This window comes from Carboxylicivirga mesophila, from assembly GCF_018271975.1.
GTDB lineage: Bacteria > Bacteroidota > Bacteroidia > Bacteroidales > Marinilabiliaceae > Carboxylicivirga > Carboxylicivirga mesophila.
In genome coordinates, this window is the sequence record NZ_JAGUCN010000006.1 from 26,252 (window position 1) to 40,092 (window position 13,841).

Consider the following 13,841-nt stretch of genomic DNA (forward strand, 5'->3'; position numbering starts at 1 on the left):
ATCATAAATAGCTATGAGATATTTAATCAGTATTCTTCTTTTGGTGTATGGGCTATCGTCGACGGCACAAGAGTTTCAGTGTGCGGTTCAGGTAGTGTCACCTCAAATTCAAGGTTCAAATAAGAAGGTTTTTGAAACCCTTCAAACGGCCATTATGGAGTTCATGAATAATCAAAAGTGGACCAATGATAAGTTTGCGCCAGAAGAACGTATTGATTGTAATATAATGATTAACGTTGCTGAAATGATTTCGATTGATGAGTTTAAAGGTTCATTTCAGATTCAGGCTCGGCGACCGGTTTATAACTCAAATTATTATACAGTACTGTTCAATCATCAGGATCAGGATTTTCATTTTAAATATGTGGAGTTTGAGCCATTGATTTATAATCCGAATAATTTTGAATCAAACCTGATAGCCGTGTTAGCCTTTTATGCCAATGTGGTACTTGGATTAGATTACGACTCCTATAGTAATAATGGAGGAACGCCTTACTTTCAGGAAGCTGAACGTATAGTTAACAGAGCCCAGGGAGCCAGGGAGGCTGGCTGGAAATCGTTTGAAGGTCAGCGTAACCGTTACTGGTTAATCGAAAATATTCTTAATGAATACCATCGTCCTTTGCGACAGTGTATGTATGAATATCACCGAAAAGGTCTGGATAAAATGAGTGATAAGGTAGAGGAGGGGCGCGCCGAAATTGTAAAGGCTCTGGAGTTGACCAGAAAGGTGCATCGTCAAAGGCCCAGTTCATTTTTTACACAGGTGTTTTTTACCGCAAAATCTGATGAATTGGTGAAGATTTTTGAAGAATCCTTTTCAATGGAAAAAGGACGGATTGTAGAGTTGTTACAGGAGGTAGATCCTGCCAATAATAAGAAGTACGAAAAGATATTATCATCAAACTAATATGCTCAAGTCATTATCTATATCTAATTACGCCTTAATTGATAAGGTTGAAGTGACATTTGACAGCGGCTTAACTGTTATCACCGGCGAAACAGGTGCAGGTAAGTCTGTTCTGCTTGGAGCACTCTCGTTGATTTTAGGTCAACGAAGTGATGTAAATGCTTTGCTGAACAAGGATCAGAAGTGTGTGGTTGAAGGAGAGTTTTATATTGGCAATTATGGTTTGCTTGATTTCTTCAATGAGCATGATGTGGATTATGAGGAGGTAACCATCATCCGACGCGAGTTGCTGCCTTCAGGTAAATCGCGGGCCTTTGTTAACGATACACCTGTTAATCTTGGTTTCTTGAAAAGTATTAGTGCTCAGTTGATAGATGTACACTCTCAACATCAAAACCTGCTGCTTGATGATAATGGATTCCATCGGATGGTGGTTGATACCTTAGCTGGCAACAAGACATTGCTTGATGAATACCGCATTAACTATGCTGCCTATAAATCTTTACAAAAGGAAATCGAAGAGCTGATTGCGGAAAATGAGAAACAAAAGGCAGATTTGGATTATATGCAGTTTCAGTTTGAGCAGCTGGATAGTGCCAAATTAAAGGTTGGTGAACAGGAGGAGCAGGAGCAGTTACTGGAGCAGTTATCGCATGCTGAAGAAATAAAATTGAACCTGGTAGAGGTTGTAAATAACCTCAGTCAGGAACCTGCACCGGTGGTGGGCCTACTGACTGATTCAGTGAATAAGCTTGGCCGCATAGCTAATTATTTGCCGGATGGAGAAGAGTTGATTCAGCGGTTGGAGTCGGCTCGTATCGATCTGAAAGACTTAGCAGAAGATATCGAAGCCCGTTCTGAAGATCTAGAGTATAATCCTGAGCTTATTCAGCAAGTGCAAGAGCGTCTCAATCTGATATATAGTTTACAGCAGAAGCATCGGGTTGATAGCGTTGGACAGTTAATGGCGCTCAGGGATGAGCTGGGACAGGCTATTGATAAGGTAAATTTCTTTGATGATGAGCTGAAAGCAAAGCAAGGGAAACTGCAGCAGCTCGAAAAGGAACTGGTGAAGACAGGTAAAACCATTACCAAGAGCCGGACAGGCGTTTTTGAACTGGTTAAATCAAGCATTGAGAAGCAGCTGCAAACTCTTGGGATTCCACATGCTAATTTTGTGATTCAGCACCAGATAAGTAGGCATTTTACGAATGATGGTGTTGATGAAATTGAGTTTCTGTTTTCTGGTAATAAAGGCGGTCAGCCGTCGCCCATTAATAAGGTTGCCTCTGGAGGGGAAATATCACGTGTGATGTTGTCTATTAAATCTCTTCTGTCGTCTTCCAAAGGCTTACCAACCATTATTTTTGATGAAATTGATACAGGAGTTTCTGGTGAGGTGGCTGATCAGATGGGCGGTATCATGGCTCAAATGGGGAGCTCCATGCAGGTAATTAGTATCACTCATTTACCGCAAATTACTGTCAAGGGCGATCATCATTTTAAAGTGTTTAAAACGGATGAGGCCGAAAAAACAATATCTAATATCCGAAAACTTTCACACGAAGATAGGGTTGTAGAGGTGGCAAAGATGTTAAGTGGATCAACTTTATCGGAAGCCGCTATCGAAAATGCACGTTCGCTATTGAATAACTAATCAGCTATTTATAACTTATAAGAACCTTTTTAATAATTAATTGTTAAAGAAGGTTAGGTATAGAATATTAACATTGAAACTTGTGTTGTGCAACATATGCAGTATATTTGTGCGCTCAAAATTAAATTAATATGGGATTTGATCTTTTAAAAGGAAAAAGAGGGATTATTTTTGGTGCCCTAAATGACATGTCTATCGCATGGAAAGTAGCTGAAAGAGCTTACGAAGAAGGAGCACGTTTTACTTTATCTAATACACCGGTAGCTTGCCGCATGGGTGAGGTGGTTGAATTAGGTAAAAAATGTGAAGCAGAAATTATTCCTGCTGATGCTACTAATGTGGCCGACCTTGAAAATGTTTTCCAGAAATCGATGGATGTGCTTGGCGGAAAGGTTGACTTCGTATTGCACTCAATCGGGATGTCGCTAAACGTTCGTAAGAAAAGGGTTTATCATGATTTAGACTATAACTATCTAACCAAAACATTAGATATTTCAGCTATTTCATTTCATAAAATGTTGCAGGTTGCTTTCAAGATGGATGCTGTAAGTGAGTGGGGCTCTGTTCTTGGATTAAGCTATGTAGCTGCACAGCGCACATTCTATGGCTACAACGATATGGCAGATGCTAAAGCCTTATTGGAATCTATTGGTCGTAGCTTTGGTTATATCTATGGCCGTGAACGTAAAGTGCGTGTTAACACTATTTCGCAGTCGCCTACAGTAACGACAGCTGGTAGTGGAGTGAAAGGTATTGATGGCCTTATCGACTTCTCTGACCGTATGTCGCCACTTGGTAATGCCGATGCTGCCGACTGTGCTGACTATTGTATTACAATGTTCTCAGACTTAACTCGCAAAGTGACCATGCAGAACCTGTTCCATGATGGCGGTTTCTCAAATGTGGGAATGAGCCTCAGGGCCATGACACAGTATAATAAGAGTTTTGATACCGATGATATTGAAACGAAATACTAAAACATTGTGAAAGGGTGCCGAAAGCACCCTTTTTTTATAGGGTTAATTTCCTAAAAAGCACTGCTCTCAAAATTTTCAAAGTCTTTTATTTATCATTAAATTTGGCGTCGTTTTTGTTAAGAGATGGCAGACGACAGCATATCTGTCAAGTTATATTGTAAGACAAATCAACTTATCATGGATCAATACCGAATAAATCACCTTAAGGAACTGGAAGCAGAGTCTATCTATGTTATTCGAGAGGTTGCAGCTCAATTTGAAAATCCTGTGATGTTATTCTCCGGAGGAAAAGACTCAATTGTAATGTTTCACCTGGCGCGCAAGGCTTTTTGGCCGGGCAAAGTCCCTTTTCCTTTAATGCACATCGATACAGGCCATAACTTCCCCGAAGCGTTGGAATACCGCGATCGTATTATGGAGGAAACTGGTACTAAATGTATTGTGGCATTGGTGCAGGATTCAATTGATCAGGGCCGCGTAGTAGAAGAAAAAGGCGTTAATGCCAGTCGAAATAAGCTTCAGACCGTAACACTTCTGGATGCGATCGAAAATCATAAGTTTGATGCAGCCATGGGTGGCGGGCGCCGTGATGAAGAAAAGGCACGTGCTAAAGAACGTTTCTTCTCACACCGTGACGAATTTGGACAGTGGGATCCAAAGAATCAACGTCCCGAACTTTGGAATATCTTCAATGGTCGTAAAAACATGGGCGAGCACTTCCGTGTATTCCCAATCAGTAACTGGACTGAAATGGATGTGTGGCAATACATTTATATGGAACAAATTGACCTGCCAAGTCTTTATTTTACGCACAAGCGTGAGGTATTTAATCGGGATGGTGTTTGGTTGGCTAAATTGCCCTTTATGCAGTTGAAAGATACTGAAAAAGTAGAGACGCTTGATGTACGTTGTCGTACCATTGGTGATGTTACTTGTACGGGTCTAACACTATCAACCGCTAATACATTAGAGGATATCATTCATGAAGTAGCTTCAACAAGAACAACCGAGCGTGGAGGACGTGCTGACGATAAGCGTTCTGAATCAGCCATGGAAGATCGTAAGCGTGAAGGTTATTTCTAAACTTTGTTAAATCTGAAAATTCAATAATATGTCCGGAAAAGAATCAGGATATCTCGATATGGAGCTTTTACGATTCACCACTGCAGGTAGTGTTGATGACGGTAAAAGTACATTAATAGGTCGTTTATTATATGATAGTAAAGCCATCTTTGAAGATCAGATGGAAGCTATTGAGCGTGTTAGTGAGCGCTCGGGTCATGAAGAAGTGAATCTGGCTTTATTAACTGATGGATTGCGTTCGGAGCGTGAACAGGGGATTACCATTGACGTTGCTTATCGTTATTTTGCAACGCCTAAGCGTAAATTCATTATTGCCGACACACCGGGTCACATTCAGTATACCCGTAACATGGTAACTGGTGCAAGTACAGCCAACGTAGCTTTAATTTTGGTTGATGCCCGTCATGGTGTTTTGGAGCAGACATTGCGTCATGCTTATATTGCTTCTTTGTTGCAGATCCCTCATGTTATTTTCTGTATCAACAAAATGGATTTGGTTGATTACAGCCAGGAAACATTTGAGAAGATTAAATCTGATATTGATGCAGTGTCATCAAAATTATCAGTCAAAGATATTCGCTTTGTGCCAATTAGTGCCTTAAAGGGTGATAACGTTGTCGATCGTTCTGAGGTAATGGATTGGTACGATGGACCAACTTTAATGTATCTGCTGGAGAATATACACATCAGCAGCGATATTAATCACGATGACTTCCGTTTTCCGGTGCAGTATGTGATTCGTCCTCAATCGGCTGAGTGGCCTGACTACCGTGGTTATGCCGGACGAATTGCCAGTGGCGCTATTAAGGTGGGTGACGAGGTAGGTGTATTGCCAAGTGGTTTTACTTCTAAGGTGAAATCCATTGATATGATGGAGGAATCTTTGGAGGTTGGTTTTGCGCCTCAATCGGTTTCTATTACCCTGGAGGATGAGATTGACATTAGCCGTGGCGATATGCTGATTAAGAGAAACAATGGCTCTGAGCCCAAAAATAGTCAGGATATTGAAGCGATGGTGTGCTGGTTTAATGAGCGTAAGCTGATGCCGCGTGGTAAGTATGTGATTAAACACACTTCTTCAGATGCCCGTTGTATGGTGACTGATATTCAGTATAAGATGAATATTAATACACTTGAAAAGAATGAAGAAGATAAAGAGGTTGGTATGAATGATATTGCGCGTATCAAGATTCGCTCAACAAAGCCTTTGTTCTTCGATTCGTATAGTCGTAATCGCATCACAGGTAGTTTAATTCTGGTTGATGAAGCAACTAACGAAACTGTAGCTGCCGGTATGATTATTTAAGCTAAATGTTTAGTTCAAATAAAAGGCCGCTTCTCATTTGAGAAGCGGCCTTTCTTATGGTTAAGAATAGGTTGGAGAAGGTTAAAATTTCCAACCAAAGGTAAAGCTTGCCTGATGGTTTCTGTATTCCTGAGCAACCGGGTCAGTAAACGATAGTCCATGCAGAAGCGACAGATCGCTCACAGTGTCTATATAATAGTTGTCTTTATTGAATTTATAGGCATAGGCCACGTCAAAGAAGAAGTTTTTACTGCGTACACCAATACCTCCTGTAGCCATCCATTTTGTGAGTTCCTGATCGATAAACTCCTTCTTGATAGGCGAGTCAAAATAGGCTGCACCTGCACGGATAGCTAAATAAGGAACGGGCTTAATTTCAAGGCCAGCCTTAAAGTCGTGCGTCACCTTCATCGTCGTTTTGATTGCTTCGTTGGCATCCTTAATATTAGTGGCAAATCGGCTTGATGAAAATTTTGACGAAGTATGGTCGGTCATTTCATAGTCAAATGAGAGAAGCCCAAATTTTCCCAGAATCATTGAAATGCTTCCCTGGGCTCGGTATGGAGTGCGGTAATCATATGAAAATTCACCATGCTCAAAAGGTTTGTCAAATGAACGATAATCAATAAAATATGAGCTAATCCCCTTATTAAATTTTTCATCTATATTATAGAATGTTGGGGTGTGAAAAGATGCTCCTAAGCGAATGGGGAATAAATTGACGATCAAACCAAACTTGCCATTCACTCCAAATCCTTTTTGTGATAACTTGTTGTAGGCATCAAAGTAATCTACATCTTCGGGGCCGGATGGAACGAAGCTGTTATTGTTAACTTCCCTGAAACTTTCTTTTTGCTCGAATCGGTATGTTTGAAAGTTTAGAGAAGCACCAAGTAAGAGTACATGACTAATGTTAGCGCCAAAAGTAAGTCCGTACTCGCCAGAATAACCGCTGCGCTCTATGATATTGTATTGGTCGATTCCGTTAACATTACGATCGAAAATATAACCATCAGCATCAATGTCTTCGTATTGGCTAAAGTACTCGTAACTTCCTTCTTCAACAGGGTCAAAAAGATAGGCTTCGTAAGCAAAATACTCTCTGTTTTTAAAACTCTCGGGAGCTTGACCGTTGGCATCCCAAACAATATTATTCAGTAATGTATTAAGTTGTGTCGGATAGCCTGAAGCATCGTAATAATCTTGTACGCCCCTACCCATAAACATACTGGTGTTTTCGTTAAAATCAGCAGTGCGGGTGTAGGTTAATCCAAAGTGAGTACTGATTAGCCCTTTTTCTTTCTCTCTCATTGGTTTGTTGGTTGCCACACCACCTACCTGATTGAATGGGAAGGCATATTTATCATCTTTATCGGCCAATCCCATGTAATTTGTTTTGGATTGATTTAAAGAAATAGATGGCGTAAAAGCAAATTCTGAAGTACGATATACTGCAATGCCCGCCGGGTTAATGCTTATACCGGTTAAGTCGCCTCCCAATGAGCCAAATGCATTAGCCATGCCCAGAGAGCGAGATGTACCAGTGAGTTCTCTTTTATTAAACCTAAGGGCATCATCCAGGTTTTGTGCGTTTAAGAAACTGCTAACAAGTAGACTGGCAAGCAGAATGTATAATGACTTTTTCATATTGGTTAAATATTAGGGTAAATAGATTAAGTGCTTATCGTCTTCCTCCGCTTCGCGATGACCCACTGCTTCGTGATGAACCAGAGCTTGAACTTGAGCTACGTGAGCTCCCGCTTGAACTACTTCCTGAATAGCTACTTGAACTACTCGAACTTCGGCTTGGCGTGTAAGAGCTACGGCTGCTACTGCCAGATGAACGGCTGGGAGTATAGCTGCTTCGACTACTATTTCCAGACGAACGACTTGGCGAATAGCTGCTTCGACCGCTATTGTTGTAGCTCTTATTTGACGAGCTACTGTTGCTTTGACTACGCGTTGTCATGCTTCTGTTTGTTGAGCTAGAGCTACGTGTTGAAGAAGGTCGACTGTAACTGCTGTTTCTATTATAGGTAGTTCTGCTTGTGTTGCTTCTTGAATTAGAATAGCTGGGAGTGTAGCTTCTCCTGGTATTGCCCTGACTTCTTGAGGTTCCAACGGAACCTGAACTCTTGGTAGTGTTATCTTGTCTGCCAACTCTGGTATATGTATTGCCGGTTTTAGTACTGGTTATTGTCCGTTGGTTCTGACTGTTATGTGTTACACTGGTTGTGCCACGCGTATAGGATTCTCTGGTGGGTGTAGTTTCAATGTAGCTTTTGGTGCTGGCAGTTCTGCCACTTGAAATTCTGCTCGACGAAACTCTTGAACTACCTTCCGGACGTACAGATGTGGCCTGTCCGCCTCTTGGTCTATATTCGCGGGCGATACCTCCGCCACCACCTCCAGGTAAGTGGGCAGGAGGATAATAGCCGCCTCCGTACCAGGGATAGCAGTGGTGATGTCCGTAGTATGGATAATACCACGGGTCGTACCAGGGCGAGTACCATGGTGAATACCAGGGATCATAGAATCCACCATATCCCCATCCCCAGCTCATAGATACATTCCAGCGCCATGGGTTGCGGTAGCCGTAATTCCATCGGTAGTCGTTGTACCAAGGGTTGCTCCAAGTGGGGAAGGCGTAGGCGTAGTTACCATCTACATATACATTCCAGTCCCAGTTATTGAAGTAAACCATGTCATTATATAAAGGCGACCAATAGGGAATGCCGTTGAAAGGTCCATGAAATCTTATGAGTCGTTCGGCATAATCCTGATCCATAGTTGAACCATTGAATCCATCCACCCAGTAGCCGGTTTCTTCATTAAAATAGACCAAAGTGTCCATTTGCGCCAGCGAATCATTGGTAAGCAGGTCCATGTAATCAGCCTGTATTTGAGAGAAGTTTCTGTTATCCTCTGTTGCCAGTTCTGATTGGTTGTACTGGCTTTTAAGTTGATTGACTGTTTTCTGATCTTCTTTTCTTATTGCTTTATCCTGGGCGATAGGCGCATAAGAATCGTCAACTACTACAGGATTACTTTTTGGTTTATAATACAAATCATCATCGTAGTAACTACTGTCAAGATACTGAGAAGAACTACATCCGCTTAAAATAAGCAGGATAAATAAGCCGAATACTGTATAGGTTTTCATCGCTAATCCTCCGGATTTACAAGGTTTAATTATACATGAAAAGAAGCAAATACCGTGCCGTATATTAAAAAATGTAAATATTATTTCAATAAATGTTAACGGTGGTTGTTTCGGTTGTTTCTCTTCTGATGTGTGCAATATTAAAAAATCAAGGGTTATGGCCTAACGAATTGGCTTAAATTTTGTTATTTTTGTGCCTCTTGTTTAGAAACGGATACAAATTAAGAATTATAAGATGGCAAAAGTTTTAACGCCTAGGAGTGAAAGTTATTCACAATGGTACAACGATCTTGTACTGAAAGCAGATTTAGCTGAGAATTCAGCTGTACGTGGATGTATGGTAATTAAGCCTTATGGCTATGCTATATGGGAAAAAATGCAAAGTGTATTAGACCGGATGTTTAAAGATACCGGGCATGAAAATGCATATTTCCCAATTTTTATTCCCAAGTCATTCTTTAGTAAAGAAGCAGATCATGTGGAAGGGTTTGCTAAAGAGTGCGCCGTTGTTACCCACTATCGCCTGATGAATGATCCTGATGGAAATGGTGTTGTTGTTGATCCGGAGGCAAAACTGGAGGAAGAATTGATTGTGCGTCCAACATCTGAAACCATTATCTGGAATACATATAAAAACTGGATTCAATCGTACCGTGATCTGCCAATAAAATGTAACCAATGGGCCAATGTGGTGCGCTGGGAAATGCGTACGCGCCTGTTTTTGCGTACAGCCGAATTTTTGTGGCAGGAAGGTCATACGGCCCACGCCACCAAGCAAGAGGCTATAGAGGAAACGGAGACAATGATTAATGTATATGGTGATTTTGCTGAGAAATTTATGGCCGTGCCGGTTGTGAAGGGTATCAAATCAGCTAATGAGCGTTTTGCAGGTGCTCTTGAAACCTATACGATTGAAGCATTGATGCAGGATGGAAAAGCTTTGCAGTCTGGCACATCGCATTTCTTAGGTCAGAATTTTGCTAAGGCATTTGATGTGAAATTTGCCAGCAAAGAAGGAAAAGAAGATTATGTTTGGGCAACATCATGGGGGGTGTCAACGCGTTTGATGGGAGCCTTAATTATGGCTCACTCAGATGATAATGGCTTGGTATTACCTCCAAAATTAGCCCCAATTCAGGTGGTGATTGTACCTATCTTCCGCAAGCCTGAGGAGTTGGCGAAAATTAAAGAAGTAGCCGGCGGATTAATTGCAAAGCTTCGTGATAGAGGTATTGATGTGAAATTTGATGATAACGATAATAAAAAGCCAGGCTGGAAATTTGCCGAGTACGAATTGAAAGGTGTGCCTGTGCGTTTGGCCATGGGGCCACGCGACCTGGAGAATGGAACGGTTGAAGTGGCTCGCCGTGATACTCTTAGTAAAGAAGTTGTTGCACTGGATGGTGTTGATGAGCATATTGTCAAACTATTGGATGATATTCAAACAAATATATTCCAAAAGGCCTTGGATTTCAGAGCTCAGAGCACAGTATCAGTAGATACCTATGATGAGTTTAAAGAGCGCCTGGAAGAAGGTGGCTTTATTATGGCTCATTGGGATGGAACGCCTGAAACAGAGCAGAAGATTAAAGAGGAAACGAAAGCAACAATACGCTGTATTCCATTAGATCAGCCAGAAGAAGAAGGTGTATGTATCTATTCCGGAAAACCGTCGAATAAGCGTGTTATGTTTGCAAGAGCCTACTAAAAGTATATTAATTGATACAGTAAAGGGAGACCATGATAAAGGTTTCCCTTTTTTTATGCGAAAAAGTTTAAATTTAGCCAACCTTTTACTATTAAAACTTTAAAGTACACTCTATGAATAATCAAGAAATAAAAAAGGGAATAGTCGATATTTTGCAGACTAAAGCTGTTGTTAAACAAGATGTTTTTGAATCAACAAAGAAGAATTTTGACTTGCTCAAAGAGGTACTTAAAAAAGTGCAGCACGAGTATAACCTGCAATTAGGTGATGCGGACGCCAGAATACACTTGCTGTTTGAAGATAAAGGAGAGTTTGTAGCTCAGTTAAAGGTGGCAGGAGATGTACTGGTATTCCATATGCATACCAATACTTTCGAATTTGATCGCGACCATGAGGTATGGAAAAGTGACTATGTAAAAGCCGAAGAGAACAACTCATACTGTGGCGTTGTTAATATCTACAACTTTTTGCACGATTCTTTCAGGTATAACCGAGAGCATGATGCCGGTTACCTGATTGCCCGTGTATTTATTAATAAAGAAGGGCATTATTTCGTGGAAGGAAAACGACAAAAGGGCACGGGCATTAATCATTTTGGCAGTTCAATAATTAATGCAGAGAATTGGCAGAAGATTATTGAGACAGCCATCTTATATTCACTGGAATTTGACTTGTTGGTACCTCCTTATGACGATGTGAAAATCATATCGATGATGCAGATGAATGGTGAGATACTCAGTTCTAAAATGCAAACGGGCAAGCGCTTGGGTTTTGTTTATAAGGCCGATGATGTGAAACAGTGAATTTAGATATTAAGACGCTTCGCTGATAGTTATTCGATAAATAATCAGTAAAGCAACTTAACAATTCAACAAATAACCAAGCTAGTGGTCAACAGCCAATAGCTATCAGTATAAAATTATGGAACAAGTACTTAATCGATTTTTGAAATATGTGGTGGTGGATACACAGTCGGATACAGATACTGGTCTGACACCTTCAACACCAGGGCAGATGGAATTTGCAAAGACATTGGCTGAAGAGTTAAAGGCCATTGGTCTGGAGGAAGTAAGTGTGGATGATAATGGTTACGTAATGGCCACCGTGCCGGCAACAACAGATGAGGATGTGCCCGTTATTGGTTTTGTTGCGCATATGGATACCAGCCCAGATTTCTCTGGAAAGCATGTCAAGCCCCGGGTAATTAACAATTATCAGGGAGGTGATATCGTTTTAAATGAATCAGAAAATATTATTCTAAAGGTAGCTGACTTTCCTGAAGTGGAGCACTATAAAGGACAGGATTTAGTGGTGACAGATGGTAACACTCTTTTAGGTGCAGATGATAAAGCAGGAGTAGCTGAAATTGTGACGGCAGCTGAATACCTCATTAACCATCCAGAAATTAAGCACGGCAAGATACGCATCGGATTTACACCCGATGAGGAAATTGGTGCCGGGGCAGACCATTTTGATGTGAAGCAGTTTGGTGCCGAGTTTGCTTATACGCTGGATGGTTCACAAATTGGTGAGTTAGAGTACGAAAACTTCAATGCGGCAGGAGCAAAGGTTATTGTGAAAGGACGAATGGTGCATCCGGGCTATGCCAAAAACAAGATGCGTAATTCAATTCGCATAGCAAATCAGATTATTACTATGTTGCCACGCCATGAGACACCAGAACATACTGAGGGTTACGAGGGATTCTACCACCTGATGTCGTTTAATGGCGATGTGGAAAAAACTGAGCTGGTGTATATCATTCGTGATTTTAAACGCGATCGCTTTGAAGACCGCAAGCGCGAGATGCAGCACCTGATTAATAAGATCAATGCTGAATATGGTGAAGGTACGGCTACTATTGAGATTAAGGATCAGTACTATAATATGCGTGAGAAAGTGGAGCCCGTAATGCATGTGGTTGATTTTGCCAAGCAGGCCATGGAGGAAGTAGGCGTTACGCCAATAGTAAAACCAATACGAGGAGGAACTGATGGTTCACGCTTGTCGTACATGGGATTACCATGTCCAAACATATTTGCCGGAGGGCATAATTTCCACGGACGTTTTGAATTTGTGCCTGTGCAGAGCATGCAGAAGGCCGTTGAGGTAATTCTTAAAATAGCTGAATTAGTTGCAAAAAAACACTAAATCGTTGAACATCCCCTGACCATTTTTGTTTGAAGAGTGGTTTTAATTAAGAAAATAAGTTTAACGATTAAAAATAAAATTATGGCTGTATTAGTAGGAAAACAAGCCCCTTCATTTAGCGCAAGTGCTGTGGTTAACGGCGGTGAAATTGTTGAGAACTTCTCATTGGAGCAGTTTAAAGGTAAGAAGTACGTTATCTTATACTTCTACCCGGCAGATTTTACTTTTGTTTGTCCAACAGAGATTATTGCATTTCAGGATAAAATGGAAGAGTTTGAAGCGCGTAACGTTGAAGTGGTAGGTGTTTCTGTTGATTCAGAATTCTCTCACTGGAAGTGGTTACAAACAGATCCTAAAGATGGCGGTATCAAAGGTGTTAAATATCCATTGGTGGCAGATAATAGCAAAACCATCTCTGAAAACTACGATGTGTTGGCTGGTGAATATGATTACAACGAAGATGGACAAATTGTATTCAATGGCACGCCAATGGCTTATCGTGGTTTGTTTTTGATTGATAAAGAAGGTGTTGTTCGTCACCAGGTAGTAAATGATATGCCGTTAGGACGCAGCGTTGAAGAAGCTATCCGTATTGTTGATGCTTTGCAATTCTTCGAAGAAAACGGTGAGGTTTGTCCGGCTGACTGGCACAAAGGCGACAAAGGTCTGACTGCTACTCAGGAAGGTATTGCCGACTATTTGGGAAGCAAGTAATTAATACATTTGTACTGAGTTATAAGAAGCACCTTCGTTTGAGGGTGCTTTTTTTATGCAAGCCAGTAACGATATTAAGGTAGAATATTGATATAATCTTGAAGCATTCCAGACGGCTTATGCCATTTCTCATACATGTGAGAAAAGCTGGCACAATTGTTTTTCTTATTTT

The 13,841-nt window shown here is 41.0% G+C and carries 11 protein-coding genes; 9 read left to right on the forward strand and 2 right to left on the reverse strand.

Annotated elements, in window-relative coordinates; all coding sequences use genetic code 11:
* The first annotated feature begins 13 nt into the window (after positions 1-13).
* The 5 genes from porD (at position 14) to KEM09_RS06795 (ending at position 5,933) form a co-directional block, all read left to right on the forward strand.
* The gene (gene porD / locus KEM09_RS06775; protein WP_212227046.1) at positions 14-910 is read left to right on the forward strand and encodes a type IX secretion system protein PorD; all 897 of its coding nucleotides are present in this window, start codon (positions 14-16) and stop codon (positions 908-910) included.
* 1 nt (position 911) lies between these two features.
* A complete protein-coding gene (gene recN / locus KEM09_RS06780) occupies positions 912-2,567 on the forward strand; it encodes a DNA repair protein RecN (protein WP_212227048.1) in 1,656 nt (551 codons plus the stop codon).
* Between the two features lie 131 nt (positions 2,568-2,698).
* Positions 2,699-3,544 (forward strand): enoyl-ACP reductase FabI, encoded by an 846-nt coding sequence (locus KEM09_RS06785; RefSeq protein ID WP_212227050.1) that lies wholly within the window; start codon positions 2,699-2,701, stop codon positions 3,542-3,544.
* Positions 3,545-3,721: 177 nt separating this feature from the next.
* Positions 3,722-4,627 carry a sulfate adenylyltransferase subunit CysD gene (gene cysD, locus KEM09_RS06790; RefSeq protein ID WP_212191182.1) on the forward strand — a complete coding sequence of 302 codons (906 nt, stop codon included), beginning with the start codon at positions 3,722-3,724 and terminating at the stop codon, positions 4,625-4,627.
* Between the two features lie 28 nt (positions 4,628-4,655).
* Entirely contained in the window at positions 4,656-5,933 is a 1,278-nt protein-coding gene (locus tag KEM09_RS06795) for a sulfate adenylyltransferase subunit 1 (protein ID WP_244824894.1), read from the forward strand.
* Between the two features lie 81 nt (positions 5,934-6,014).
* Here KEM09_RS06795 and KEM09_RS06800 read toward each other — a convergent pair whose 3' ends face one another.
* Complete coding sequence (locus KEM09_RS06800; protein WP_212227052.1) at positions 6,015-7,580, reverse strand: OmpP1/FadL family transporter; 1,566 nt, start codon at positions 7,578-7,580, stop codon at positions 6,015-6,017.
* Between the two features lie 34 nt (positions 7,581-7,614).
* Positions 7,615-9,096, reverse strand: a complete 1,482-nt coding sequence (locus tag KEM09_RS06805) for a hypothetical protein (protein WP_212227054.1) — start codon at positions 9,094-9,096, stop codon at positions 7,615-7,617.
* A gap of 235 nt (positions 9,097-9,331) precedes the next feature.
* On the opposite strand from KEM09_RS06805, the gene proS reads away from it, so the two are divergent.
* From proS to KEM09_RS06825, 4 genes are all read left to right on the forward strand, one after another.
* Positions 9,332-10,804, forward strand: a complete 1,473-nt coding sequence (proS, locus tag KEM09_RS06810) for a proline--tRNA ligase (RefSeq protein WP_212227056.1) — start codon at positions 9,332-9,334, stop codon at positions 10,802-10,804.
* Between the two features lie 113 nt (positions 10,805-10,917).
* Positions 10,918-11,607: a hypothetical protein gene (locus KEM09_RS06815; protein WP_212227058.1), complete on the forward strand. Its 690-nt coding sequence runs from the start codon at positions 10,918-10,920 to the stop codon at positions 11,605-11,607.
* A 118-nt stretch (positions 11,608-11,725) separates the two neighbouring features.
* Positions 11,726-12,955, forward strand: a complete 1,230-nt coding sequence (gene pepT, locus KEM09_RS06820; RefSeq protein ID WP_212227060.1) for a peptidase T — start codon at positions 11,726-11,728, stop codon at positions 12,953-12,955.
* Between the two features lie 81 nt (positions 12,956-13,036).
* Entirely contained in the window at positions 13,037-13,669 is a 633-nt protein-coding gene (locus tag KEM09_RS06825) for a peroxiredoxin (protein ID WP_212227062.1), read from the forward strand.
* Positions 13,670-13,841 lie beyond the last annotated feature (172 nt).